Source organism: Bradyrhizobium sp., from assembly GCF_030693485.1.
Lineage (GTDB): Bacteria > Pseudomonadota > Alphaproteobacteria > Rhizobiales > Xanthobacteraceae > Bradyrhizobium.
Genome location: NZ_JAUYAN010000016.1, coordinates 1 through 26,166, shown reverse-complemented (window position 1 = coordinate 26,166; position 26,166 = coordinate 1). Strand labels below are relative to the sequence as shown.

The window sequence follows — 26,166 nt, the reverse complement described above, 5'->3', positions numbered from 1 at the left end:
CGCCGCTATTTCAGCGTCGCGGTCAGCGCTTCCGAAAATGCTTCGTCGGTGCGGTCGAGCCGCAGCGGGGTCACCGAAACATAGCGCGCCGCCAATGCGGCAAGGTCGGTGCCTTCGGCCGGCGTGTCCAGCATGGCCGCGCGTTCGAAACCGATCCAGAAGTAGGGATTGCCGCGGCCGTCGCGGCGCTGGTCGACCTTGAGAAAGCCGAGGTTACGCTTGCCCTGCCGGGTCACGCGCACGCCTCTCACCTCCTCAGGCGCACAGGCCGGGAAGTTGACGTTGATCACGGTGTTCTTCGGCACGCCGGCGGCGATCACCTTGCGCAGGATTTGCGGGCCGAACTTCACCGCGGTTTCCCACAGCGGCTTGTCGCGCGTCTCCAGGCTGAATTCCTGGCTCAGCGCGAACGACGGCAATCCCAGAATGGTGCCTTCCAGGGCGCCCGCGATGGTGCCGGAGTAAACGACGTCCTCGGCGACGTTGCGGCCCTTGTTGACGCCCGACAGCACGAGATCCGGCCTTGTTTCGCCGAGGATGTGGCGCGCGCCCATGATCACGCAATCGGTCGGCGTGCCCCGCACCGCGAAATGCCGCGGGCCGACTTCGCGCAACCGCAATGGATCGTTCAGCGAAAGCGAATGCGACACGCCGGACTGATCGAGCTCCGGCGCCACCACCCAGACGTCCTCGGACAGTGCGCGCGCGATCTCCTCGACGATCTTCAGGCCGGGCGCATGGATTCCGTCGTCATTGGTGCAGAGAATTCGCATCCGCCTGAACGCCCTTTTCGATCAATTGCCTCGCGGTCAATGGGCCGTGTCTTATCCGGCTATCGCCGCCGAGGCAAACCCGGCCGATTCGAGGCGTTGTATTTCTGCCGCGCGGAATGAAGCGGCGTGATTGAAATGGCGATCGGTCGGGACGCTTGCACCGTACAAATCAATGGACTGTGTGACGTGCGATCATCCCTCTCGGCGCAACGAACTACTCGTCTTCCCTGATTTGCGGTTTGTCGCGCAGCACTGCATCCAGCAGCGAACGGTGAACCTCGATCGTGCCGTTGTAGTCGATGTATCCTTTTTTCCTGAACTGGTTCATGAAGAAACTGACGCGGGACCGGGTGGTGCCAATCATTTCCGCCAGGGTCTCCTGACTGAGATTGATCGCGATCGGCTGCGCGCCGCCATCCTCGCCGAAATTGGCGAGCAGCAGCAGCAAGCGCGCCAGCCGCCTTTCGCTGGAATTGAACAACTGGTCGATCAGGTCGTCTTCGATCCGGCTGTTGCGGGACAGCAGACAGGCTATGAAGAAGGTCGCAAGCTTCGGCTCCGAAGCGAGCGCCGCGAGCATGGCCTGCTTGGTGATCGACGTGATCAGACAATCTTCCATGGCATGGCTGGTCGTGGTGCGTATTGCCGCTCCCTCAAGACCTGCCTCGCCGAAGAAATGCCCTTCCGCGAAAAGCCCGACCACCGCCTCCTTGCCATGCTCCGACAAGACCGTGACCTTAACCTTGCCCTTGTGGATAAAAAACACGGTGTCGGCGACGTCGCCCTGGCTGAATATCTTCTGGTTTTTCCCGTATCGCTCGGTCGCCCGGCCCGGCCCGGCCTGGCGGAGAAAAGCCTTCGCATCGAAGTCGCCTTGGCAGGCGCGGATTTCAGGTGCAGTGAGCATGGTGCTGGTCCAGCAGGCGGGGGCGCAACACTCTCAGTCACCGGCGGAAGCCTTGGGCGGCGCGGCGATGCCTCATACTAATCCCATTATGTCGGGCAAGCGACTCAAATCGCAACCGGAAATGGTAAGCCGCTCCGGATATTCGCCAGAATAGCGACAAAAAACGTCACTTCCAGCCAGAACTGGCCCACAAACGAGATGTCGTCATGCTGGCATGAGTGGATGCATAACCCGGACCCGGCGCCGAACTTCAAGTTGGCGGTTTGAGCTCGCTGGCCAGCCAGCCCAGCGCGTCTGAGTTCATCGGGTCTCGCTCTACCACCGTCGTTTGAACCCGGCCGCACTTCTGGCACTCGAAGCTGTGGTAGTCGAAGCCGGTGGGTCCCTGCTCCAGCTTCGACAGCAGCATGCGGTTCTGGTGGCAATTCGGGCAGCGCGGTCGCTCGATCGCGGCAATATGCGCTGTCGATACCGGCTGATATTCGGGCATGTCGTACCTGGACTGATTTGTTATCGAATCTGCCCGCGAGCAGACGGCGATGGCTGAGAATGCCTCGTCCCGCGACTCAGGCTGTGGTCAAAACCGCTCACTTTGAAAAACATTGGGAATCTGAGGGCGAACGGATTGAACGGCGGCTTGCGATACGGCGATTCAAATACCGGCCATTTGCGGGGCGGGGCAGTTCCGGTGCCGCTAACGCCGAACGCTCGCGCGCCAGGAACGCAGGAATTTGGCCGGCCAGCGTTCGATCCTCATGGTGAATCGTGCAACCGGCCGCTTCGGCGGCTCCTTCGCAGCGCCACCGTTCAAGCCCAAACTCAAGCCGCTCTCCTGCGGCAGCTCAGGGATTTCCCGCGACGGCTGCGGATATCGCGCCCGCGCCACCGCCAGCGCCTTGGCGAAATCCTCGCTATTGAGCCACCCCCCGGCCTTCAGGCTTTCCGAAAGGCCGTCTTCCCACAGCCGCGAGACCTCGATATCGAATTGGCCCTTCAGCCTTTGATCGACCGCCTGCATCCCGTAACCGGTGACGGCCCATTGCCGGCCGACCCAGTAGATATCGCGATGCAACGCCATAACAGGTGTTCGCTTTCTTCGGGGCTCGCTGCCCCTCGCGAAGATACCGGGCGCTGCCGCACAGGCAACACCTGCGCGCAATATTCGTGCGAGGCCTATTGCTCGCGGGCGACGACCTTCACCCCGCCCATATAGGGCTGCAACACGTCAGGCACGGCGATCGAGCCGTCTTCCTGCTGGTAGGTTTCCATCACAGCGATCAGCGCGCGGCCGACGGCGGTGCCGGAGCCGTTCAGGGTGTGCACAAAGCGCGGCTTGCCGTCGGGCCCGCGGTAGCGCGCGTCCATGCGCCTCGCCTGGAAATCGCCACACAGCGAGCAGCTCGAAATTTCCCTGTAGGCGCCGCCCTCACCCTGCCCCGGCATCCAGACCTCGATGTCGTAGGTCTTCTGCGCCGAAAAACCCATGTCGCCGGCGCAGAGCGTCATCACGCGGTAATGCAGGTCGAGCCGCCGCAGCACCTCTTCGGCGCAAGCCAGCATCCGCTCGAGCTCGTCCTTGCCGTTTTCCGGTGTCGCGATCGAAACCAGCTCGACTTTCGTAAACTGGTGCTGGCGGATCATGCCGCGGGTATCGCGCCCGGCAGCCCCTGCCTCGGCGCGAAAGCACGGCGTCAGCGCCGTCAACCGCATCGGCAATTCCTTCTCGTCGAGAATGGATTCGCGCACGAGGTTTGTCAGCGGCACTTCGGCGGTGGGGATGAGCCCGAGCCGTTCAATCTTTAATTTTCCGATGGTATTTTCATCGGCGACGGCCAGCAACTCTCCCTTGATTGCCCAAAACTGATCGTCTTCAAATTTCGGCAACTGTCCCGTGCCGAACATGGCGTGATCGCGCACCATCAGCGGCGGATTGATTTCGGCATAGCCATGCTCGTTGGTATGGAGATCGAGCATGAACTGCCCGATCGCGCGCTCCAGCCGCGCCAGTCCCTTCTTCAGCACGACAAAGCGCGCGCCGCTCAATTTCGCCGCCGCTTCGAAATCCATGAAGCCCAACGCGCTGCCGATGTCGTCATGCGGCTTCGGCGGGAATGCATGGTTGCGGATCTCGCCGAACACATGGCGCTGCACATTGCCGTGCTCATCGACGCCCTCGGGCACGTCATCCAGCGGCAGGTTCGGGATCGCGGCCAGTTGCCTGGCAAGTTCCTCGTCCGCCGCCTTCGCCGCAGCTTCAAGCTCCGGCATCGTGGTTTTCAGCTCGGCGACCTCTGCCATCAGGGCGCTCGCGCGCGCGTCGTCCTTCGCCTTCCTGGCGTCGCCGATTTCCTTCGACGCGGCATTGCGCCGTGCCTGCATCTGTTCCGATTTGAGGATCGCCGCACGGCGCCTCTCGTCGATCGCCAGCAGCGACGCCGACACAGGCTCCAGCCCGCGCCGTTTCAGGCCGGCGTCGAATGCCCCGGGATTGTCGCGGATCGATTTGATGTCGTGCATGGGATTCAGTCCTGAGTCGCAGCAATCGCAAACATTTACGCATTACGATAACATTTGGCGTTTCCCGTACCACATCCGTCGTCACCCGCGAAAGCGGGTGACCCAGTATTCCAGAGACGTCAGCATTTGAATCGAGAAGCCGCGGCGTACTGGGTCCCCGCCTTCGCGGGGACAACAATCTACATTGGAGTGGCGAAGATCGCCGAGCCCCCTACTCCGCCGGATTGGCCTCGGGCGGCGGCGGGGTGGCGGGGGGCGGCGCGGCGGCGGCGGCCGCCTTGGCGGCGGCAGCCGCGCGCTTCTCCACCATGATCACCGCGAAGATCGAGCCCTCGTAGAGTATCATCAGGGGGAACGCGAGCGAGGCCTGGCTGATGACGTCGGGCGGCGTCAGGATGGCGGCGATGACGAAGGCGCCGACGATGAAATAGCGGCGCTTTTCGCGCAATTGTTTCGAGGTGAGGATGCCGATCCGGCCCAGCAGCGTCAGGATCACCGGCAGCTGGAACGCGACGCCGAACGCGAAGATCAGCGACATCATCAGCGACAGATATTCGCCGACCTTGGGCAGCAACTGGATCTGCGCGGTCTCGTCACTGCCGACCTGCTGCATGCCGAGCGAGAATCGCACCAGCATAGGCAGCACGATGAAATACACCAGCAACGAGCCCAGCACGAAGAAGAACGGCGTCGCGATCAGATAGGGCAGGAAGGCGCCGCGCTCGTGCTTGTAGAGCCCGGGCGCCACGAACATGTAGATCTGCCCGGCGATGATCGGAAACGCGATGAAGGCGGCGCCGAACATCGCCAGCTTCAGCTGGGTCAGGAAGTATTCCAAGAGCGCGGTGTAGATGAACTTCGAATTTTCCGGGCCCGCGATCCAGACGAACGGCCACACCAGCACGTTGTAGATCTGCTTGGCGAAGAAGAAGCAGAAGATGAAGGCGATGCCGAACGCCAGCAGCGCCTTGATCAGCCGCGAGCGCAGCTCGATCAGGTGATCCATCAGCGGCGCTTTGCTGGCTTCGATGTCCTCGGCACTCATGACGCTTTGGCGTCCTTCCGCACATCGGGCGCCGACAGCGTGATATCCTGCGGCGCGGGCAAGTCGCGCGTGATCACCAGCGGCTCGGATGCCACGTGCGCTTCGGCTTCGACAAAGGTTTGCGGGGTCGGTGGTTCGGGCGTGGTCGGCGTTACCGGCGCGTCGGTCACGGACCCCTGCGCATCGGTCTCCGTCTTGTTGAGGTCTTCGATCCGAAGCGAGTCGCTGACGTCCTTCTGCAGCGAGGTCATGACGTTATCGCTGGCAAAACCGGTGGCGGTTTCCTTGACCTCGTCGAAGGTCTTCTTGAGGTCGGCCATTTCGGCCTCGCGCATGGCCTCCTGGAACTGGCCTTGGAATTCGCCGGCCATCTTGCGCGCCTTGCCCATCCATTGGCCGACCATGCGCAGCACGCCCGGCAATTCCTTGGGGCCGATGGCAATCAGCGCGACAACCGCGATGACGACCAGTTCACTCCACCCGATGTCGAACATGAAAAATTCCGCTCGCGCGAGGCGACATTACCCCAATGCTTGCCAACAAGATCTGGAGCCGCCTCGCGTCTTCCTCAGCCGGTCTGCCGCACCCTTGCCAAACCCTGCCGCAAGGTCAACGCGCGGCCGGTTTGGCGCAGGATATTCAGACAGCCTTGCTGCCGACATCCGAGCGGGCCGCCGGGGTCGGCGCCGCATTGTTATCGATCGTCTTGACCGGCTCCGGCGGCTTTTCAGCCGTCTTCTCATCGTCTTGCAAGCCCTTCTTGAAGGACTTGATGCCCTGCGCGACGTCACCCATCAGGTCCGAAATCTTGCCGCGGCCGAACAGCAGCAGGACCACTGCGATCACGACGACCCAGTGCCAAATGCTAAGCGAACCCATCCTGCATCCCTCCAAACACGCGGCCGGCGACCCGGCCCAATCTTCCCGGAAAGTAGGCTCAGGGGGTGGCAAAAACAAGGACTTAAGCCGCGTCAAATCGGCGTTAACGCACTACCGTTAATCGCCATCAACGGATGGGGGCGCGCTGTCGCAGGCCCCTCGCCGCTCAGCTTCCCTCGCCGGTCTCCGGCTCCACCGCGGGCGCCAATGCGAGTTCCAGGTCGCCGATCTCAAGCGGATCCTCGTCCTCGCGCAAGGTCGGATCATCCGACGGTGTCGGAACGCTGAAGCCCCCAGGCAGCCGCGAATCCAGCAGGCCGGTTCCCTTCAGTTCCTCAAGACCCGGCAGATCGCCCAGCGCCTCCAGGCTGAACTGCGACAGGAAGGCTTCCGTGGTCCCGAAGGTCAGCGGACGGCCCGGCGTCTTGCGGCGGCCGCGCGGGCGAATCCAGCCGGTCTCCAGCAACACATCCAGCGTGCCCTTTGATGTAATGACCCCGCGGATATCCTCGATCTCCGCGCGCGTCACCGGCTGGTGATAGGCGATGATCGCCAGCATCTCGATCGCTGCGCGCGACAGCCGCCGCGTCTCGGTGCTTTCCCGCGTCATCAGCCAGGACAGATCGCCGGCGGTGCGGAAGGTCCATTTGTTGGCGACGCGAACCAGATTGACGCCACGCGAGGCGTAATCGGCCTGCAGCTGCGCCAGCGCGACCTTGATGTCCACGCCGTCGGGCATCCGCTTGGCCAAAGCGGCCTGATCGAGCGGCTCGGTGGAAGCGAACAGCAGCGCTTCCAGCAGCCGCAATTCCTCCGGCCGCGCCTGCGGATCCACAGAAGGCTCCTCGGCATCGACAATGCGTTTTTCCGCCAGGCTCGCCATGGCTAGGTCTCCTTCTGCTTCCACTTACTCAACCGGCAGATCCGGCACGGTTATCGCGTCGGATGCTTGCGGCGGACGCTTACGAAAATACAGCGGCGCAAACGCCTCTTTCTGGTGCAGTTCGACCTCGCCTTCGCGGACCAGTTCCAGCGCGGCTGCAAAGGAGGATGCGAACACGGTGGCTTTCTGCGAGGGATCGACGACGTAGTTGAGCAAATATTCGTCGAGCCGACTCCAGTCCTCGGCCATGCCGACGAGACGCTCCAGCGACGCCCGCGCCTCGCTCAGCGACCACACCGTACGCCTTGCCAGATGCACCGTGGCCAGCACCCGCTGCTGGCGCTGCGCGGCATAGGCGGTGAGCAGGTCGAACAGGGTCGCGGTAAATTTGGGGTGCTTGATCTCGGCGATCGATTCCGGGTCGCCGCGCGGAAAAATATCGCGCTGCAATTGCGGGCGGTTCATCAGCCGGTTCGACGCCTCGCGAATGGCCTCGAGGCGGCGCAGCCGGTTGGCCAGCGCGGTCGCCATTTCCTCGGCGCTCGGGCCGTCAGGGGTGGCAGGCTCCGGCAGCAGCAGCCGCGATTTCAGGAACGCCAGCCACGCCGCCATCACCAGATAATCGGCGGCGAGTTCGAGCCGGATTTTCCGGGCCGCCTCGATGAACACCAGGTACTGGTCGGCCAGCGCCAGAATGGAAATCTTGTGCAGGTCGACCTTTTGCTGCCGCGCCAGCGCCAGCAGCAAATCGAGCGGGCCCTCATAGCCTTCGACATCGACGACCAGCGACGGCTCGTCATCGGCGGCGAGTTCGGCGGGCCGTCCGGTCTCAAACGACAAAATCTCTGCGCTCATGCGCTCAAAATCCCTGCCCGATTGATCAACGCGTCCAGTTCAGCCCGCGCCGCCTGCCGATCGAAAGGCTGCGCAGCTTTTCGCGAAGCCAGCGCCAGCTTCGCGCGATCCAGCGCCTTGCCCGACAATTCCGGCGTCTCGCGGGCGACTTCCCGCATTTCGTCGAGATTGCCGTTGCAATGCAGAACCATGTCGCAGCCGGCGGTGACGATGGCTCGGGTCCGCTCGGCGATCGTTCCCGCCAACGCGTTCATGGACACATCATCACTCATCAACAAACCCTGGAACCCGATCACGCCGCGAATCACCTGTTCGATGATTGTCGCAGAAGTCGTCGCCGGATGGGCGGGGTCCAGCGCGCTAAACACAACATGTGCGGTCATGGCCATCGGCAGGTCCGCCAGCGGTTGAAATGCGGCGAAATCGGTCCGTTCCAGCTCCGCTTTCGGCGTATCGACCTCCGGGAGCCTGAAATGGGTGTCAGCGGTGGCCCGTCCATGGCCTGGAATGTGCTTGAGAACGGGCAACACGCCGCCCTGCTCCAGCCCCTCGGTCACGGCGCGGGCGATCGCCGCCACCTTGCCCGGCTCGGTGCCATAGGCGCGGTTGCCGATCACGGCGTCGGCGCCGGGAACCGGCAGGTCCGCCAGCGGCAGGCAATCCACGGTTATGCCGAGGTCGAGCAGGTCGGCCGCAATCAGCCGGGCGCTGAGGCGCGCCGCGGACAGGCCAGCCGCTCGGTCGATATTGTAAAGCGCATCGAACACGGCCCCCGGCGGATAGATCGGCCAATGCGGCGGGCCCAGCCGCTGGACCCGACCGCCCTCCTGGTCGATCAGAACAGGCGCATCCGCTTCACCGACGGCCTTTCGCAACTCTCCAACAAGCTGAGTGACTTGCGCGGGTGTCGCAATATTCCGCTTGAAAAGGATGAAACCCCATGGCCGTTCCGATTGGATGAATTCGCGCTCTTCGGCGCTGAGTTCCAATCCGGATACGCCTGTGATGAATGCGCGGCTGTTCATGGGGCCGATTAGCCCGCTGGCAGCCCGGGGGTCAAGGAAACGGCCGTTAATTCCTTTGGACGACGCACTGTCCGCCGGCAGTTTTCAAATTACCGCAGAACTGCGTAGCTTCATCGGCAGACCCGAACGGACCGATCATGGCGCGGTAATAGACGCCCTTTTCGCCGAGGTCGGCGCGTTTGATGACCGGCGAACGCGAGCCGAGCACGGCCGGATACTTGCCCTGCAGGGCCCGGTAGGAGGCCTGGGCGTCGGACTCGTTCTTCTGCGAGGCAACCTGGACCAGATATCCCCCGCTACCGGTCGACGCGGCCGGGACCGAATTGGTAGCCGCGACCCGGGACCGCGACTCGGCTGCCGGAGCAGCCTGACCGGGCTGCGGCGTCAACGACAGCGGCGCGTTGGCGCTCGCATTGGCCGATGAGGGCGGACCGCGCGTGACCGGCGCGCCCGGAGGCGGAGCAAGTGCAGGCGCCGCAGCCGCTCTTGGCGCGGTTGCGGGTTTCGCCGGCGGCGGCGCGTTGACAGGCGCCGCGGCGCCGTCGGCCTGATCGCCGCGCACGGCAAGGGTCTTGATCCGCCGCGGCTCGGTGCCGTTGGGCAGCGTGCCGTTGCCCGCGCCCACGGGCGGCGGTCCGGCAGTCGCAACGCTGGCGGCGGAAGGCGGATTGCTATTCTGATTGAGCGGCGGAAACACCACCCGCGGACCGGTCCTGGCGTTGACGTCGACAGGAGCCTCCTCGCGCGGAACGATCTTTTCCTTGCCATCGCCCGTCGCCATGCGGTCCGGCACCTTGGCCGAGCCGTCCGAGGTCGCCGGCACGATCTTGGTCGGGCTGTTGTCGGCCTTGATGATCGGCGGCTCGCCGCTGCGGGGCGATCCGACAAAGGTACGATAGGCAAAGGCTGCACCCGTCCCGACCACCGCCAGCACAAGCACCACGGCAACCATCATCATGCCGCCGCGCTTCTTGACCGGTTCTTCTTCGGCGTCGCCGTAGCCGTCCTGATAGGCGTAGGGGTCATCCCCACGGGCCGGATCGTGCTGGGCGTGCTGCGCGTTGTGATCGAGCGGCCCATACAGCGCGTCGTCATAGCGCGACGGGTCGGGCTCATGACCGGGGTCGGCGTAGGACGGGGACTGGTGGTATTCCGGCTCCGGCGCGGCAGGCGGCGCTGCATAACGATGCAGCGGGTGCACGGCGCTCGGGTAGTCCTGTTCGTCATCGTCCTGCGGAGCGACCGGTGCTGCCTGCGGGGTGGCACGGCGCATCCATGGCGGCGGGCCTGCGGCAGGCTCGTCGTCGGCAACCGGTTCCGGCTGGTGCTGATCGCGCTCGCTGCGCGGCTGCACCGGCTGATTGGCCCTGCCCATCGCGAACGGGTCGGTTTGACCGATCAGGCGCGCAAGCTCCGCCAGCGGATCGTTCTCGGTCCTCGCCGGCGCCTGGGGTTCTCCACCACGATCATAGCCATCGTCGGCGGGAAAAGGCCTGTCCTGATATCGATCAGCCATCGTGATGGTGCGTCCCCTTCGGGAAAGCCGCCAACCCGCTTTTGCAAACGAACCGGCGCCTGCCAGATACCTCACGGTTCCCCGCGTGAGGCGTACCCCCTATCGCATCTCAGTCGGGGCATGGACGCCGAGAACGGCGAGCCCGGATGCCAGAACCGAGACGACGCCCTGGACCAATGCCAATCGCGCCTTAGTAATCTCTGCATCATTAGTGATAATGAAGCGTAAATAGGGCAAATCCCGCCCTCGGGTCCACAGCGCATGAAATTCGCTGGCGAGATCATATAGATAAAACGCGATTCGGTGTGGCTCGTGCGCCACCGCCGCCGCCTCGATCATCCGGGGAAAGAGCGCCAGCAGCCTGAGCAGGCTGAGCTCCGCGGGGTCGGTCAGCCGTTCCACCGCGGCATCGCCAAGGAACGCCGCCCGGGCTTCGGTGTCATCAGGCAGGTCGGGAACCAGTTCCCGGGCGTTCTTGAAGATCGAATGGCCGCGGGCATGGCCGTACTGCACATAGAACACCGCATTGTCCTTGGATTGCTCGATCACCTTGGCGAGATCGAAATCCAGCACCGCGTCGTTCTTGCGGAATAGCATCATGAACCGCACCGCGTCGGAGCCGACCTCGTCGACCACCTCGCGCAGGGTGACGAAATCCCCTGAGCGTTTCGACATTTTCACCGGCTCGCCGTGGCGCAGCAGGCGCACCAGCTGAACCACCTTGACATCGAGCGAGGCCCTGCCCGCCGTGACCGCCTTGACGGCCGCCTGCATGCGCTTGATGTAGCCGCCGTGATCGGCGCCGAACACGTCGATCAGATTGGCAAAGCCGCGGTCGAACTTGTTCTTGTGGTTGGCGATATCGGAAGCGAAATAGGTGTAGCTGCCGTCCGACTTCATCAGCGGACGGTCGACATCGTCGCCATAGGCGGTGGCGCGAAACAGCGTCTGCTCGCGGTCCTCGTAATCCTCCACCGGCGCGCCGCCCTTGGGTGGCGGCAGCCGGCCCTCATAGACGTCGCCCTTGGAGCGAAGGAAGTCGATGGTCTCGGTGACCTTGTTGTTGCCGGTCTCGATCAGCGACCGCTCGGAGAAGAACACGTCGTGCTTGATATGGAGCGCGGCGAGATCGGTCTTGATCATGTCCATCATCATGGCGATGGCCCTGGTCCGCACCAGCGGCAGCCAGGCGGCTTCCGGCATCGCCTTGAGCTTGTCGCCGTACTCTGCGGCGAGCGCCTGCCCTACCGGCACGAGATAGTCGCCGGGATAAAGCCCTTCCGGAATCTCGATGGTTTCGCCGAGCTCCTCGCGATAGCGCAGGAACGCCGAGCGCGCGAGCACGTCGACCTGGGCGCCGGCATCGTTGATGTAGTATTCGCGCGTGACATCGTAGCCCGCGAACTGCAGCAGGCTGCACAGCGCATCGCCGAACACTGCGCCGCGGCAATGGCCGACATGCATCGGCCCGGTGGGGTTGGCCGAGACATATTCGACGTTGACCTTCTCGGCCGCTCCCATCGGGCTCCGGCCATAGCCAATGCCCTCGCGCAGCACCGTGCGCAATGCGTCCGACCAGGCCTGCGGCTTCAAGGTCAGGTTGATGAAGCCGGGGCCGGCGACGTCGACCGATGCGATCAGATCATCCGCGCGCAGTTTCGCGGCGATCGCTTCGGCGAGATCGCGCGGTTTTGTCCGGGCTTCCCTGGCCAGCACCATCGCGGCATTGGTCGCCATGTCGCCATGCGCCGCATCCCGCGGCGGCTCGACCACGACCCGCGACAGGTCGATACCGGCGGGCCAGCCGCCCTCGGATGCGAGCACGCCGCAAACCGCGTGGACGCGCGCCAGCACGTTGGCGAAAAGATGCTGCGGCTGTCTGGAATCGACCATGGGCGTGACTGGACCGGGGATGATGCCGCGTGCGGCTAGGCCGCCGCCTAACGCAAATCCGGGGTCGAGTCAAAAAGCCTTTGGTGCTCGGTGATGGCGAAACGGTCGGTCATCCCGGCGATAAAGTTTCCGATCCGCCTGATACGCCCGGTTTCGCTCTCGTGTTCGCCGCCGTCGCGCGACGACCACTCCGCCGGCAGGTCGCCCGGGCTCTGCTGGTAACGCTCGAACAGGTCGAACAGGATCTGTTCCGCCTCGCCCATCACCCGCATCACCCTGGGATGGCGGTACATCCTGCCCTTCAGGAACGCCTTGATCCCGGCTTCCGCCTGCGCCACCTCGGGCGGAAATGTGATGAGGACGTCGCCGAGGTTGCGCACATCCTCGACCGACGTCGGCCGCGCGATGTCGAGCCGGCGGCGTGCTTCGGTGACGACAGCGCCGATCAAATAGGAAATCAGTTCGCGCACCAGTTCAGCACCACGCCTGACGTCGTCGAGATCGGGATAGTGCCGCGCGATCTCCGCGATCATTCCCGCCGTCAGCGGCATCGCCTTGAGATCGTCGACCGTGAACAGATCGGCCCGGAGGCCGTCGTCGATGTCGTGGGCGTCATAGGCGATGTCGTCGGCGATCGCTGCGACCTGGGCTTCCAGCGAGGCAAAGCTCCACAGTTCCAGGTCATAGGTCGCCATGTAGTCGGATATCCCTGAGGGAATGCCGCGGTCACCATAACGGCCGAGGGCGGCGCCGTTGCGCCCGGTCAGCGGACCGTTGTGCTTGACGATGCCCTCCAGCGCTTCCCAGGTCAGGTTGAGCCCGTCGAATTCGGGGTAGCGATGTTCCAGCGAGGTGACGACGCGCAGGGTCTGCGCATTGTGGTCGAAACCGCCATGGGCCTGCAGGCAGGCGTCCAGCGCCCGCTCGCCGGCATGGCCGAACGGCGGATGGCCGAGATCATGCGCCAGAGCCAGGGTTTCCGTGAGGTCCTCGTCGAGGCCGAGCTGCCGGGCCAGCGCCCGGGCGATCTGCGCCACTTCGAGGCTGTGGGTGAGCCGGGTCCGGTAATGATCGCCCTCATGGAACACGAAGACCTGGGTCTTGTGCTTGAGGCGGCGAAAGGCGGTGGAATGGATCACCCGGTCGCAATCCCGCCGGAACGGACTGCGGGTCTTGCTCGGCGGCTCCGCAAACAGCCGTCCCCGGCTGCGTTCGGGGTCGCAGGCGTAGATCGAGCGAGGGGCTGCCATTCCGACCGACACGGTGTTTTGATCCTTATCCAATTGATTCCACTGGCCTGCGCACTTAACTATGGGGCGTGCCGGATACCAAATAATTTGGCCAGGCAGCGGCGACCGGAGACTTTTCACATGACGACAGCCGTCACCATCAGCGAGCGGGCTGCCCGCCGCATCGGGGAGATCCTCAAAGTCGAGGGCGACGGCGCCATGCTGCGGATCAGCGTCGAGGGCGGCGGCTGCTCAGGCTTCCAGTACAAATTCGACGTCGAACGCGCCCAGGCCGAGGACGACCTCGTGATCGCGCGCGACAGCGCCGTGGTGCTGGTCGATCCGGCCTCGGTGCCGTTTCTGGCCGGATCGGAGGTCGACTTCGTCGACGATCTCATCGGCGCCTCGTTCCGGGTGGTCAACCCCAACGCCACCGCCTCCTGCGGCTGCGGCACCAGCTTCTCGATCTGAGGAATCCCGCTGCTTATGGACGCTTGTCCGCGAACAACGCCCTGGCGTTGCCATGCGCGATTTGCGCGGCCACTTTCGGCGGAAGCTGCGCCAGCCAGGCGCGATAGCCGGCCATGATTTCACCGTAGCTTGCCCAGCGCTCCGGCACCCAGGTATCCGAACCGACCATGAACCGGTCGGGATATCGCTCGAACAGCGCTCGCCATTCCGCCGTCAGCTTGCCTCCGCCCTCGGTGATTCCGCTGCGATAGGACAATTCACCCCAGAGCTTCGGATACTTCGCCAGCATTGCGCCGACGCGCTCGCCTGACAGGCCGAAGCCGGTATGGGCCCAGATGATCTGCGCCTTCGGATTATGCCGCATCAGGATTTCGACCGCGGTATCATCGGCATGGGCGTGCAGATAGAGATTGTTGGCCACGGCGAAATCGACGGTCTTCTTGACCCATTCATTGTCGGCGTCTCCGCTCGACAGATGAAACTCGCCGATGCCGCGATAGTAGCCGCACTTGAATTCTTCCTGCACCAGATCGAAAATGACGGGATCCTTGAACCAGGTCTGGATATCAGGGCGGACCCGGTACGGCCTGATGAAAGGCACGATCTGCAGGCCGTCGGCCTTTGCGCCCACCAGCGCATGGGTGCCGCTGTTGGGCCGGCTGGTCGCGAGGATGCCGGTCACGCGATGCTTTTTGAACAGCGCCAGCACTTCATCCAGCTGGTAGAACGGCTTGGGTTCCCAGTTGTAATGCAGATGCGCGTCGAAGATTTCGATCGGATCCTCCGCGCCCGCCCGCCCGTTGACTGAAACCAACAGGCACGCGGCGATCAGCGCTGCGATGCATCCCCGACGCCAATTCATGCCCGGCTCAGCCCCATCACTCCGCCGCCACGACGCGCGGCCGCTCGACATTGTCGCCCTCGTCGGCCTGCGGTTCGAGCCGGCGTTTCAGCCGGCGATCGATGCGGTCGAGATAGATGTAGATCACCGGGGTGATGAACAGCGTCAAAAGTTGCGACAGGCAGAGACCGCCGACCACGGCAACACCGAGCGGCTGACGCAGTTCGGCGCCGGCTCCGGCGCCGAGCGCAATCGGCAGCGTGCCGAAAATCGCCGCGAAGGTCGTCATCATGATCGGGCGGAACCGCATCAAGGCGGCTTCGCGAATGGCGTGTTCCGCGCTCAACCCGACGCGGCGGCGCTCCAGCGCGAAATCCACCATCATGATGGCGTTCTTCTTGACGATACCGACCAGCATGACGATGCCGATCATGGCGATGACCGACATTTCCATATTGAACGCCATCAGCGTCAGGATGGCGCCGATGCCCGCCGAGGGCAGGCCGGAAATGATCGTGATCGGGTGAATGAAGCTTTCGTAGAGGATGCCGAGGATCACGAAGGCCGCAAACACCGCCGCCAGGATCAGCACGCCCTGCCCGCGCAAGGAATCCTGGAACACCTGCGCGGTGCCGGAGAAGCCGGTGGCGATGGTCACGGGCAGATTGGATGCCGCCTCGAGCGCGGTGATCTTGTCCACCGCATAACCCAGCGAATTGCCGGGCGCGAGGTTGAACGAGATCGTCACCGCCGGCTGCTGGCCCTGATGATTGATCTGCAGCGGGCCCACCGAAGGCACCAGCTTGGCCACCGTATCGAGCGGAATGGTCTGACCGCGTTCGGTCTTCAAATAGAGCTTGGAGAGATTGGAGGGATCGACGCGAAACTCCGGCTGCGCCTCCAGGATGATCTTGTAGTCGTTGGACGGCATGAAGATGGTGCCGACCTGGCGTCCGCCATAGGCGTTGTAGAGCTGGTTGCGGACCTGCTCGACGGTGACGCCGTAGACCGCGGCCTTCTCGCGGTCGATCTCGACCGTCATCTGCGGGTTCTTGATGTAGAGGTCGGTGGTGACGTCGAGCAGACCCGGGATCTTCTCGATCTTGTCGCGCATTTCCGGCGCGAACTTGTAAAGCGACTCGGTATCGCCGCTCTGCAGGACATATTGATACTGGCTCTTCGAAATCCGACCGCCGATATTCAGATTCTGAATGGGCTGAAAGAAAGCCTGCATGCCGGGGATCTCCCGCGCCTTCATGCGCAGGCGTCCAACGATGGCCGGAAGCTTGTCGCGGGTCACCTTCGGCTTCAGCGCGATGAACAGGCGGCCGTAATTCGCGGTCGGATTGGGCCCACCGGAACCGACCGTGCTGTTGATGTATTCGATCGCCGGGTCCGACTTGAGGACATCGACCAGCGCCTGCTGCCGCACGGTCATCGCATCGAACGACGTATCGGTGGCGGCCTCGGTGACGCCGATCAGGAAGCCGGTATCCTCCTGCGGAAAGAAGCCTTTCGGAACGATCATGTAGAGATAGACCGTGCCGCCCAGGGTCGCCAGCGTGACCAGCAGCATCAGCGCTTTCCGTGCCAGCACCCAGTCCAGCGCCCATTCATAGGCCCGAAGCCAGGAGTCGAACATCCGTTCGAAGACGCGGAGCACGATGTTGGGCTTTTTGGCGGGGTCGTGCGCCTTGAGCATGCGGGCGCACAGCATCGGCGTCAGCGTCAGCGACACAAATCCGGAAACCAGGATCGCGACCGACACCGTCACCGCGAACTCGCGGAACACGCGCCCCACGATGCCGCCCATCAGCAGCACCGGAATGAACACCGCGATCAGCGAGAAAGTGATCGAGATGATGGTGAAGCCGATCTCGCGGGCGCCCTGCAGCGCCGCCTCATAGGGCCGCATGCCCTTTTCGATATGGCGGACGATGTTTTCCAGCATGACGATGGCGTCGTCGACCACGAAACCGACCGACAGGGTCAGCGCCAGAAGCGTCATGTTGTTGATCGAATAATCCAGCGCATACATCACCGCGCAGGTACCGAACAGCGAGATCGGAACCGCAAGCGCCGGAATGAAGGTCGCCGATGCCGAGCGCAGGAACAGGAAGATCACCATGATGACCAGCCCGATGGCGATCAGCAGGGTTTCCTGGACGTCAGCCACCGCCTGGCGGACCGAAATCGAGCGATCCATCAACACGTTGATCGAGACCGACGGCGGGATCTGTGCGCGCAAGGCCGGCAATTTGGCCAGGATGGAATCGACCACCGCCACCGTGTTGGCGTCGGGCTGCTTCTGGATGCCGAGCACGATGGAACGGTCGCCGTTGAGCCAGCTCGCGATCTTGTCGTTTTCGACGCTGTCGTAGATCTTCGCCACTTCTTCGAGCTTGATCGGCGAGCCGTTCTTGTAGCTCACCACTACCTGGCGGTAGTCGATCGCCTTGTCCATCTGGCCGGAGGCCTGAAGTGCCACGTCCTGCTTCGGTCCATTGAGCGTGCCGACCGGTGTCGAGGAGTTGGCGCGCGCCACCGCGACCCTGATGTCCTCCAGCGACAACCCCCTAGCCGCGGCCGCTTCCGGGTCGGCCTGGACGCGAATGGCGAATTTCTGCGCGCCGTAGATGCTGACCTGCGCCACGCCCGGAATCTGCGACAGGGCCTGACCGATGGTGATCTCGCCATATTCGTTGACGGCCGACAGCGGCAACGTCGATGAGCCGAGCACCACAAACAGCACCGGGAAGTCTGCCGGATTCACCTTGCGGAAACTCGGCGGGATCGTCATCTCGACCGGCAGCCGGCGCTGCGCAATGGTCAGCGCGGTCTGAACGTCGAGCGCCGCCGCATCGATCTGGCGATTGAGATCGAACTGGATGGTGATGACGCTGGTGCCCTGCGACGAATTCGACGACATCGACGAGATGCCGGCGATGGTCGACAACTGGCGCTCGATGATGCCGGCCACCGACGACGCCATGGTATCTGCGCTGGCGCCCGGCAGGGTCGCGGTCACGGCGATGGTCGGAAAATCAACCCGCGGCAGCGCCGAAACCGGCAGCAGCCGGAAGCCGAACACGCCGAAGGCGATGATCGAGGCCGTGATCAGCGTCGTCATCACTGGCCGACGAATACACAGCTCCGACAGCGTCATCGTTCAGGCTCCGGCCTTGCGGGCGCGCGGCTCGACCCGCGAACCATCGGATAGCAGCAATTGTCCGTCGACGACGACGGCCTCGTCGCCGGACAGTCCTTCAGAGATGACCGAAAAGCCCTGCAGGGTGCGCTCGATCTTGACCGCCCGAATCTTGGCCACGCCGTCCTTCACCACGAAGACGAAATTGCCGCTCTGGCTGCGCTGCACCGCCACCGTCGGAACGACCACGGAATTCTCGGTGCGGATGATCAACCTGGTATTCACCAGCGTCCCCGGCCACAGGGTTTCATTCTCGTTGTTCATGATACCGCGCACGGTGACCATGCCGGTGGTGGCATCGACGGTGTTTTCGACCATTGCGACCTTGCCGTCTTCGGATCGCTGGTGGCCGGGGATGGTCGCAGTCACCTTGGAGCCACCCGCCGCCATGGCCTCGCGCAGGTCCACCAGCACCCGCTGCGGAATGGCGAAAGTCACATAGACCGGCGCCATCTGGTTGATGACCGCCAGCGGCGCGGTATCGGCCGGGCGCACGAAATTGCCGACCTTGACATTGGCCGCGCTGATCCGCCCCGAAAACGGCGCGTGAATGGTCGTGAAGCTCTTCTGGACCTTCAGATTGTCCAGTGCGGACTGATCCGCCTTGATGGTGCCGGCCAGGATATCGGCCTGGGTCTTGGCATTATCGACGTTGACCTGCGTAGTGGCGCCCTTGCCGATCAGGTCGCCGAAGCGCCTGACGTCGCGCTGCGCCGCCTCAAGCTGCGCCCGATCCCGGGCGAGCACGCCTTCGGCCTGCTCGATCTGGGCATCGATCTGGCGCGCGTCGAGCGTAAACAGCAGATCGCCCTGGTTGACCTTGGCGCCGTCTTCGAAGTGTACCGAGACGATGGTGGTTTCGACCCGCGATTTCAGCGCCACGCTGGAAATCGGCGTTACCGTTCCGATCGAATCGACATCGACCGGCACCGGCTTGCGCTCGGCCTTGGCCAGTTCCACCGAGACCACGCGCGGACGCGGCGGTCCCTGGACTGTGGCGCCGCCGCCCAGCCATGCCGCGCGGGTGCTGTAGGCCGTCAGCGCCGCAACAGCCAGCGCGGCTACCAGAATTATCAGATTACGTTTTTTCATCTCATTTCACGTCAGCCGGTCCACAACGACCGCGACGGTCCAATTCCTGCCCAGACGCCGCCTCTACGTCCTTGTCTAAGTCCTTGTCTAAACGGTTATCACAGCCCTGCGGCGCATGGTATGCCAGTGAAACTAAAATTGTGGTAAGCTACGGAACTCATTGATGCGCATCGCTACGTGGAACGTCAATTCGGTCCGGCAACGGATCGACCATCTCGTCGTCTGGCTGAAGGATTGCGCGCCCGACATCGTCTGCCTGCAGGAGATCAAATGCGTCGATGAGGCATTCCCGCGGGAGGCCGTCGAGGCGCTCGGCTACAACGTCGTCACCCATGGCCAGAAGACCTTCAACGGCGTCGCGCTGCTGTCGAAACTGCCGTTCGAGGAAACCAGATCGGGCCTGGCCGGCGACGACGACGACGCCCACGCCCGGTTTCTGGAGGGCGTGGTGCCGCTGAAGCGCGGCGTGCTGCGGATCGCCTGCCTCTATCTGCCCAACGGAAATCCGCCGGAAACCGAGAAATATCCCTATAAACTCAAGTGGATGTCTCGACTTCTTGAGTATTCGAAGCAGCGGCTTAAAGCGGAAGAGCCGCTGGTGCTGGCGGGCGACTTCAACGTCATTCCAGCGGCCCGGGACGTCCATAATCCCGCGGCCTGGGTCAACGACGCCCTGTTCCGCCCCGCCACCCGGGAAAGTTTTCAGTCGCTGCTCGGGCTTGGGCTCACCGACGCGCTGCGCGCGGTCACCGACGCCCCCGGCCAGTATACCTTCTGGGACTATCAGGCCGGTGCCTGGCAGAAGAACCACGGCATTCGCATCGACCACCTGTTGCTGTCGCCGCAGGCCAGCGACCGCCTGCGCGGGGTCGGAATCGACAGTTACGTGCGGGCCTGGGAAAAGCCGTCCGACCACGTTCCGGTCTGGATCGATCTGGATCTGGAGTTGGCTTGACCGGCTTGCCCGATCAATCCTTGCGGCCCTGCACCCAGTGCTCGAGCATCTGCAGCGCCATCGCCCGGTCATTGTCGGACGCCTTGGCGATCGCCTTGTTGTAGCTGTCCTTGATCCAGTTCTCGTCGGGTGCTGCGTTATCGCGCGCCAGCGTCAGCCACATCAAGCCGCGGGCGCGCTGAGGCGGCATCTGATCGCCATTGAACAGCATCTGGCCGAGCATGGCCTGGGCCTGGTGCTGGCCCTTCTGGGCGGCGAGGCCGAGCCAGCGCGCGCCGTAGCGGAAGTCGTCCCGCGACGAGCCAGCGCCCTTCAGATAGAGTCGGGCCAGGTCGTACTGGGCATCGGCGTTGCCGAAATAGGACGCGGCGTAGGAGAACATCTCGCGCGCCCGCTCCGGATCGGACTTGACCTTGGAATTGGGAATACCCTTGAGGTAGTAGCGGCCCAGCGCCACAAAGGCGTTGGCGACGACGCCGGCCTGCGGCGCCGATGGGCTGTCTTCCGCGTGCTGATTGGCAATCCGGCTGAAATAGTCGAAGGCGCGCAGATCGTCCTGCGCGACGCCCTCGCCCTCGGCATACATCCGCCCGAGCTTCCATTGCGCGATCGGGTGGCCGCCTTCGGCTGCGTATTGCAGCGAGGTCAGCGAGTTGGCCGAGGCGGCTGTCGGCACCGACGCCGGCGGAACCGGCTTCTTCAGCGGCGCCGCGGTACCCGGCTGAGGCGAAACCACCGTCAAAGCCGCGTCCGAATTGACCGGCGAACCGTCGAATCCAAATGCCGGAGCCGCGGGAGCGGCCCCTAGCAGCAACGCAAGAATGATACGCCTAGATGTCCGCATAACACTGTTTCTCGTGCGCACCACCCGGATGGGTTATGGCACCATCCACCGCCGGCCCAACCAATTGGGCAAATTTCCAGAGAACACCCGATGTAGTATTGGTCGCCCGGAACTTCCCTTTGGTTTTATGTTCAGCCCGCCCTGCGTCGGTAACCTTTACGTCAGGAGTGCCCACGTCGGCCTCGAAGACGAGCCGCGTGTGCAGGGGCAGTATGTCGGCAATTTCGACGATGTCTTTGGCGACAAAACGACCGCGCGGTTTCAAATCCGCGACATCGGGTGTTCTTTTGAAGATTTCGACCGCGTCGAACTCAATGCCGCATTTAACGGCAGTCGCCGGCAGACGCAGCGCAGCAATAGTCGATCCAGCCGCCGTCGGATGACGGCTCGGCGACATTCCCTCGATGCTGGTTCTGACGTCCATCGCGAACCTGTTTCCCCAAGCCGCTCATGCCGGACCCGGGAAATCAGAGGTTCCCTTCGCCGTCGCGAGCGCCGCGGCTGTTAGCCTGCGGAGGAATGATTTCATTGAGGGGTGTGGCTAAATAGCGGCGCGCGCAAGAGGTTGCTGCAATGACAGTTAAATGTTCGCCGAGTGTTGCGACCGCGCAACAATCGTGTCGCTTCGGCAACCATCGCCCTCTGGAACTCGTCAAAGCTGCTATTCTCTCCATCGGCTACCTGGAGGCGCGCCAACCGGGGCCCGGCCTTCGTCGGTAGTCGGGCCGTGCCTTTGCCTATCGACCCGCGCGGGACAGGAAGGCACGCATGGTGAATCGCGCGTTAACCTTTCTTGCCTAGCCTTCGCGGTGGCGCTCGCGTACCGCGCCTGTATGTGAGGTAGTCATGCGCAAGGTTCTCGTCATCGCCGCTGCAGCGATCGCTTCATCCGGAGCCGTGGCTGCTGATTATCGCCCGCAGAATTACCAGCCGCGTGAAGTTTACGCGCCCCAGACCGCACCGGCCTACGTTCCCTATGTGCCGCCTGTGTACTATCTCCCCTCGCCGCCGCAATACGTTCAGGATTTGCGGACGGGCGCGCCGGGCCGCTGGGTGCAGCTGCAGCCTTCATTTCTCGACCGGCTGTTTGGCACCCGGGACGGATACTGACGTGCCGATCATGACGATGCGACGTTGGGCTGTTCTGATCGGTGTCATCCTGATCGGCGCGGTAGCCGTGACCTGGTATTTGAACTACCGCAGCAAGTGTCACGGGATCGATGAATGTGCCGCACGGGCCGCAGAAAGCCATGAGCGGGACACACCGGCCGAGCACCGATGACTTAATCCACCTTGACGTTGGCGGCCTTGATCATCGGCCACCATTTGGCGATTTCGGCCTTCTGCCAGTCTCCGAGCGCCTGCGGCGACAGTCTGTCCTTCGGCGGCATCCGCAGGCCGAGCTTTTCCAGCGGTGCGCCCACGGCGGGATCGTTCACTGCCTCGACTGCCGCCGCGTGATGTTACGGCGGCGTGACGGCCACATTTTCAGCGGCCGTCGTTGCATCCGCGCCACAGCGCGCCGAACGAAAGGGCCGCCCAGGTCGCAGCCGCGTTCCGTTCCCTGCCAATCACGATGCCAAGGCGCTGCCGGCGGCCGCAATTGCAACTCAGAATCCGACGCTCAGACCGACGCGGCCGGATTGACCGCGACGGGCGATCGCCTTTAGCTGCGGCGGCGCCATACGATCGAACGAGGCAGGCCGGGGGCAAACGTCATGCAGAGCATTCCAAAGAGCGGCCGCCCGTGGGCCGAATTGAAGGCCGAACTCGACGACGCCAAGAAGCACGACTTCTCGTGGCGCGGCGGGCGCATGGCGCTCTATTTCTACTACCTCAACGAGGAGGTGAAGCGCATCCAGCAGGAGGCCTATTGCGCCTACTGGACCGAGAACGCCATGGGACAGCGGGCCTTCCCGAGCGTCAAGAAGCTCGAGACCGACGTGATCGAGATGGGGCTGTCGCTATTACACGCGCCGAAGGAAGCGACCGCGACGTTCACCTCTGGCGGTACGGAAAGCATCTTTCTCGCCTGCAAGACGGCGCGGGACTGGGCGCGCGCCACCAAAGGCATCGCGACGCCCAACATGGTGATCCCGCGCACCGGCCATCCCGCGTTCGATCGCGCGGGCGAATATCTGAACATCGAGGTGCGCCGCGTGCCGACCACACGCAACGATTTTCGGGCCGACATACCTGACATGGCGCGGCGCATCGACGGCAACACGGTCATGCTGCTCGGCAGTGCGCCGAACTATCCGTTTGGCGTGTTCGACCAGATCGGGGAGATCGCTGGCCTCGCTCAAAAATATGGCCTGTGGATGCATGTCGATGCCTGCGTTGGCGGGTTTCTGGCGCCGTTCGCAAAGAAGCTCGACTACGACATCCCCGATTTCGACTTCGTCGTTCCCGGCGTGACGTCGATCTCGGCCGACCTGCACAAATACGGCTATGCGGCCAAGGGCGCCTCGCTGATGATGTTGCGCGACGCCGAGTTGCAGAAGCACCAGACGTTCAGCTTCAATAATTGGGAGCGCGGCGCCTATGCCAGCAACACCGTGCAGGGCTCGCGCTCCGCCGGCGCGGTTGCAGCCGCATGGGCGGTGATGAATTTCCTCGGCGAGGACGGCTACATGAAATGGGCGGCCGTCCTGATGGACACCGTGATGAAGCTCGCCGACGGCATCAACGCCATTCCCGGCCTTGCCGTGCTCGACCCGCACGAGCTTTGCATATTTGTCTATCGCTCCAACGATCCAGCACTCGACATCGGCGCGGTGGCCAATGCCATGACCAGCAAAGGCTGGTTCGTCGGCCGCCAGGCGGAGCCTGCCGGCATCCATATGCACCTCAACCCGGTTCATGCCGAGTCCGCTGACGAGTATTTGGCGCATTTGCGCGAGGCTGTGAGCGAAGTCCGTCAGTCGAAGACGCGCGCGGCCGGCCCGACCGAGCGTACCTATTAAGCCACTCAATCCACCTTGACGTTGGCGGCCTTGATCATCGGCCACCATTTGGCGATCTCGGCCTTCTGCCAGTCGCCAAGTGCCGCCGGCGTGAGCTTGTCCTTGGGCGGCATCGCCAGGCCCAGGTTCTCCAGCTGCTTGCGCACGGCGGGATCGTTCAGCGCATCGGTCGCCGCGGCGTTCAGCCTGGTCACGATTTCCTTCGGCGTGTTCTTCGGTACCCACAGGCCGGACCACAACGTCATGTGAAACCCGGGCAGCCCGGCTTCGTCGGTGGTCGGAATGTCCGAAGCGGATTCGGCGCGCCTGGTGTCGGTGACGGCGTAGCCGCGGATGGTGCCGGCCCGCACCTGGTTGATGGAGTTGGAGAGCTGATCCACCATGAGATCGATTTGACCTGCGACCAGATCGTTCATCGCGGGACCGGTGCCGCGATACGGCACGTATTGCAGCTTGGCGCCGGTGATATTCTCCAGATAGAGCCCGGCGATGTGGCTGCCCGAGCCGGCGCCGGCCGTGCCGGCGGTGGCGGGGGCCGGCTTCGCCTTGATCCACGCGATCAATTCCCCAAGCGTTTTGGCCGGAACCGCGTTCTTGCTGACGACGATCATCGGATTGCTCGGCAGCAGCGCCACCGGATCGAGGTCGCCCACGAGGTCGTAGCCGAGCTTGTAGACCGCGCCGTTGGCGACGTGGGTGCCGAGATGGCCGAAGCTGATGGTGTAGCCGTCCGGCGGCGAGCGCAACGCCCGTCCGACCCCGATGGAGCCGCCAGCCCCCGTAACATTCTCGACCAGCACGGTTTCGCCGAGCGTCGTCTTCATGCGCTCGGCCAGGATCCGCGCCATGACATCGGACGGCCCGCCGGCGGCGAACGGCACCACGATGGTGATCGGCCGCGACGGGAACTTATCCGCCCGCGCGATGCCGCCGAATGCGAGTATCGCCGTCAACGCAGCCAAGATCGCTCTTCGCATTTTATTCTCCCCTGACGCCGCACCATTCTAACGATGGATTGCAGCCTTAACGATGGACTACAGCCTGGCGTAGTCGATCGGCGCGTGACGATCGAGCGTGCGCGTCACCGGCGGCAGCGGGTATTTCAGTCCCGTGGCGCAGTTGAACAGCATCACGCGATCATTCTTCGTCACACGGCCGTCAGCCAGGCTTTCCTTGTACGCAGCATAGGTCGCAGCGCCTTCCGGACACAAGAGCAGGCCTTCCTCGCGTGCGACTTCGTTGAGCGCAGACGAAATCTTCTCGTCATCGACCGCAATGGCGAAACCCTTGCTCTCGCGCACCGCGCGCAGGATCAGAAAATCTCCGATCGCCTGCGGCACCCGGATCCCCGAGGCGATGGTGTGGGCGTCCTCCCAGCGCGGCGCATGCTCGGTGCCGGCCTCGAAGGCCCGCACCATCGGCGCACAGCCCGACGCCTGCACCGCGATCATGCGCGGGCGCTTGCTGCCGATGAAGCCGATGGCCTCGAGCTCGGCAAAGGCCTTCCACATGCCGATCAGGCCGGTGCCGCCGCCGGTGGGATAGAAGATCACGTCGGGCACGTCCCAGCCGAGCTGCTCGGCGAGTTCCAGCCCCATCGTCTTCTTGCCCTCGATCCGGTACGGTTCCTTCAGCGTCGAGGTGTCGAACCAGCCGGCCTTTGCCTTGCCCTCGCCGACGATCTTGCCGCAATCGTCGATCAGGCCGTTGACGCGGTAGACGGTGGCGCCCTGCAGCTCGATCTCGCTGACATTCACTTCCGGCGTATCGGCCGGACAGAAGATCGTGGTCTTGATGCCGCACGAGGTGGCGTAGGCGGCGAGCGCCGCGCCGGCATTGCCGTTGGTTGGCATCGCCATGTGCTTGATGCCGAGCGCCTTGCCCATCGACACCGCCATGACAAGGCCGCGTGCCTTGAACGAACCGGTCGGCAGCCGCCCCTCGTCCTTGACGATGATCTCGCCGCCGCCGATTTTTTTCGCCAGCTTCGGCAGGCGGATCAGCGGCGTGGTGATTTCGCCGAGGCTGACGATGTCCGTTACTTTGCGTACCGGCAGCATCTCGCGGTAGCGCCAGAGATCGGCCGGCCGCTGCGCCAGTGCGTCTTTGGTCAGCGCCTGTTTCACGCCGGCGAGATCGTAACGGACCAGCAGCGGCTTGCCGGCCTTGGAGAGATTGTGGACCTGGTCAGCCGGATAATGGTCGCCCTCCATCGCGCATTCGAGATGGGTGACGAAACTCGGCCGCTCGATCGTCAGATTGTCATT

25 protein-coding genes and 2 pseudogenes are annotated in these 26,166 nt (G+C 63.7%); 5 read left to right on the top strand and 22 right to left on the bottom strand.

Annotated elements, in window-relative coordinates; genetic code table 11:
* Window positions 1-5: 5 nt before the first annotated feature.
* From surE to Q8N40_RS01600, 14 genes are all read right to left on the bottom strand, one after another.
* The gene (surE, locus tag Q8N40_RS01665) at window positions 6-773 is read right to left on the bottom strand and encodes a 5'/3'-nucleotidase SurE (RefSeq protein ID WP_305710568.1); all 768 of its coding nucleotides are present in this window, start codon (window positions 771-773) and stop codon (window positions 6-8) included.
* 214 nt (window positions 774-987) lie between these two features.
* Window positions 988-1,680: a Crp/Fnr family transcriptional regulator gene (locus Q8N40_RS01660; protein ID WP_305710567.1), complete on the bottom strand. Its 693-nt coding sequence runs from the start codon at window positions 1,678-1,680 to the stop codon at window positions 988-990.
* Window positions 1,681-1,930: 250 nt separating this feature from the next.
* Window positions 1,931-2,170 (bottom strand): response regulator, encoded by a 240-nt coding sequence (locus Q8N40_RS01655; protein WP_305710566.1) that lies wholly within the window; start codon window positions 2,168-2,170, stop codon window positions 1,931-1,933.
* Between the two features lie 204 nt (window positions 2,171-2,374).
* Entirely contained in the window at window positions 2,375-2,758 is a 384-nt protein-coding gene (locus Q8N40_RS01650; protein WP_305710565.1) for a hypothetical protein, read from the bottom strand.
* A gap of 95 nt (window positions 2,759-2,853) precedes the next feature.
* Window positions 2,854-4,197 (bottom strand): serine--tRNA ligase, encoded by a 1,344-nt coding sequence (gene serS / locus Q8N40_RS01645; protein WP_305710564.1) that lies wholly within the window; start codon window positions 4,195-4,197, stop codon window positions 2,854-2,856.
* Window positions 4,198-4,408: 211 nt separating this feature from the next.
* A complete protein-coding gene (gene tatC, locus Q8N40_RS01640) occupies window positions 4,409-5,242 on the bottom strand; it encodes a twin-arginine translocase subunit TatC (RefSeq protein WP_305710563.1) in 834 nt (277 codons plus the stop codon).
* Complete coding sequence (tatB, locus tag Q8N40_RS01635) at window positions 5,239-5,736, bottom strand: Sec-independent protein translocase protein TatB (RefSeq protein ID WP_305710562.1); 498 nt, start codon at window positions 5,734-5,736, stop codon at window positions 5,239-5,241. The genes tatC and tatB overlap by 4 nt, the downstream gene beginning before the upstream one ends.
* Before the next feature lie 145 nt (window positions 5,737-5,881).
* Window positions 5,882-6,121, bottom strand: coding sequence for a twin-arginine translocase TatA/TatE family subunit (locus tag Q8N40_RS01630; RefSeq protein ID WP_305710561.1), 240 nt, complete (start codon window positions 6,119-6,121; stop codon window positions 5,882-5,884).
* 166 nt (window positions 6,122-6,287) lie between these two features.
* Window positions 6,288-7,004 (bottom strand): SMC-Scp complex subunit ScpB, encoded by a 717-nt coding sequence (gene scpB, locus Q8N40_RS01625; RefSeq protein ID WP_305710560.1) that lies wholly within the window; start codon window positions 7,002-7,004, stop codon window positions 6,288-6,290.
* Between the two features lie 24 nt (window positions 7,005-7,028).
* Window positions 7,029-7,859: a ScpA family protein gene (locus Q8N40_RS01620; protein WP_305710559.1), complete on the bottom strand. Its 831-nt coding sequence runs from the start codon at window positions 7,857-7,859 to the stop codon at window positions 7,029-7,031.
* A complete protein-coding gene (gene nagZ / locus Q8N40_RS01615; RefSeq protein WP_305710558.1) occupies window positions 7,856-8,884 on the bottom strand; it encodes a beta-N-acetylhexosaminidase in 1,029 nt (342 codons plus the stop codon). Before nagZ ends, Q8N40_RS01620 begins: the two co-directional genes overlap by 4 nt.
* Window positions 8,885-8,930: 46 nt before the next feature.
* A complete protein-coding gene (locus tag Q8N40_RS01610; protein WP_305710557.1) occupies window positions 8,931-10,400 on the bottom strand; it encodes an SPOR domain-containing protein in 1,470 nt (489 codons plus the stop codon).
* A 99-nt stretch (window positions 10,401-10,499) separates the two neighbouring features.
* A complete protein-coding gene (gene argS, locus Q8N40_RS01605) occupies window positions 10,500-12,293 on the bottom strand; it encodes an arginine--tRNA ligase (protein WP_305710556.1) in 1,794 nt (597 codons plus the stop codon).
* 47 nt (window positions 12,294-12,340) lie between these two features.
* Complete coding sequence (locus tag Q8N40_RS01600; RefSeq protein WP_305710569.1) at window positions 12,341-13,555, bottom strand: deoxyguanosinetriphosphate triphosphohydrolase; 1,215 nt, start codon at window positions 13,553-13,555, stop codon at window positions 12,341-12,343.
* Between the two features lie 108 nt (window positions 13,556-13,663).
* Between Q8N40_RS01600 and erpA the strand changes: the two genes are divergently transcribed.
* A complete protein-coding gene (erpA, locus tag Q8N40_RS01595; protein WP_305321607.1) occupies window positions 13,664-13,993 on the top strand; it encodes an iron-sulfur cluster insertion protein ErpA in 330 nt (109 codons plus the stop codon).
* A gap of 13 nt (window positions 13,994-14,006) precedes the next feature.
* Here the strand turns inward: erpA and Q8N40_RS01590 are convergent, their stop codons facing one another.
* From Q8N40_RS01590 to Q8N40_RS01580, 3 genes are read right to left on the bottom strand one after another with little or no spacing between them, the layout of a single operon-like run.
* Window positions 14,007-14,855: an amidohydrolase family protein gene (locus Q8N40_RS01590; protein WP_305710555.1), complete on the bottom strand. Its 849-nt coding sequence runs from the start codon at window positions 14,853-14,855 to the stop codon at window positions 14,007-14,009.
* A gap of 16 nt (window positions 14,856-14,871) precedes the next feature.
* Window positions 14,872-18,000 carry an efflux RND transporter permease subunit gene (locus Q8N40_RS01585; protein WP_305321609.1) on the bottom strand — a complete coding sequence of 1,043 codons (3,129 nt, stop codon included), beginning with the start codon at window positions 17,998-18,000 and terminating at the stop codon, window positions 14,872-14,874.
* A gap of 3 nt (window positions 18,001-18,003) precedes the next feature.
* Entirely contained in the window at window positions 18,004-19,134 is a 1,131-nt protein-coding gene (locus Q8N40_RS01580) for an efflux RND transporter periplasmic adaptor subunit (protein WP_305321610.1), read from the bottom strand.
* A gap of 163 nt (window positions 19,135-19,297) precedes the next feature.
* Between Q8N40_RS01580 and xth the strand changes: the two genes are divergently transcribed.
* A complete protein-coding gene (xth, locus tag Q8N40_RS01575; protein WP_305321611.1) occupies window positions 19,298-20,089 on the top strand; it encodes an exodeoxyribonuclease III in 792 nt (263 codons plus the stop codon).
* 13 nt (window positions 20,090-20,102) lie between these two features.
* Here xth and Q8N40_RS01570 read toward each other — a convergent pair whose 3' ends face one another.
* Together Q8N40_RS01570 and Q8N40_RS26635 are read right to left on the bottom strand one after the other, a co-directional pair.
* Window positions 20,103-20,933, bottom strand: a complete 831-nt coding sequence (locus tag Q8N40_RS01570; RefSeq protein WP_305321612.1) for a tetratricopeptide repeat protein — start codon at window positions 20,931-20,933, stop codon at window positions 20,103-20,105.
* Window positions 20,920-21,306 (bottom strand): annotated as a pseudogene (locus tag Q8N40_RS26635) (hypothetical protein); the annotation flags it as partial. The pseudogene Q8N40_RS26635 and the gene Q8N40_RS01570, both read right to left, overlap by 14 nt.
* A gap of 473 nt (window positions 21,307-21,779) precedes the next feature.
* Here Q8N40_RS26635 and Q8N40_RS01560 point away from each other — a divergent pair.
* Window positions 21,780-22,043 (top strand): hypothetical protein, encoded by a 264-nt coding sequence (locus tag Q8N40_RS01560; RefSeq protein ID WP_305321613.1) that lies wholly within the window; start codon window positions 21,780-21,782, stop codon window positions 22,041-22,043.
* A gap of 1 nt (window position 22,044) precedes the next feature.
* Entirely contained in the window at window positions 22,045-22,215 is a 171-nt protein-coding gene (locus tag Q8N40_RS01555) for a hypothetical protein (protein WP_305321614.1), read from the top strand.
* 1 nt (window position 22,216) lies between these two features.
* Here the strand turns inward: Q8N40_RS01555 and Q8N40_RS01550 are convergent.
* A pseudogene (locus Q8N40_RS01550) lies at window positions 22,217-22,393 on the bottom strand (tripartite tricarboxylate transporter substrate binding protein BugD); the annotation flags it as partial.
* A gap of 258 nt (window positions 22,394-22,651) precedes the next feature.
* Between Q8N40_RS01550 and Q8N40_RS01545 the strand changes: the two are divergent.
* Window positions 22,652-23,899, top strand: coding sequence for an aminotransferase class V-fold PLP-dependent enzyme (locus Q8N40_RS01545; protein WP_305710554.1), 1,248 nt, complete (start codon window positions 22,652-22,654; stop codon window positions 23,897-23,899).
* Window positions 23,900-23,904: 5 nt separating this feature from the next.
* On the opposite strand, the gene Q8N40_RS01540 is transcribed toward Q8N40_RS01545, so the two are convergent.
* Together Q8N40_RS01540 and Q8N40_RS01535 are read right to left on the bottom strand one after the other, a co-directional pair.
* The gene (locus tag Q8N40_RS01540) at window positions 23,905-24,876 is read right to left on the bottom strand and encodes a tripartite tricarboxylate transporter substrate-binding protein (protein ID WP_305319621.1); all 972 of its coding nucleotides are present in this window, start codon (window positions 24,874-24,876) and stop codon (window positions 23,905-23,907) included.
* Between the two features lie 57 nt (window positions 24,877-24,933).
* A partial coding sequence (locus Q8N40_RS01535) for a threonine synthase (protein WP_305710553.1) occupies window positions 24,934-26,166 on the bottom strand: 1,233 nt, incomplete at its 5' end.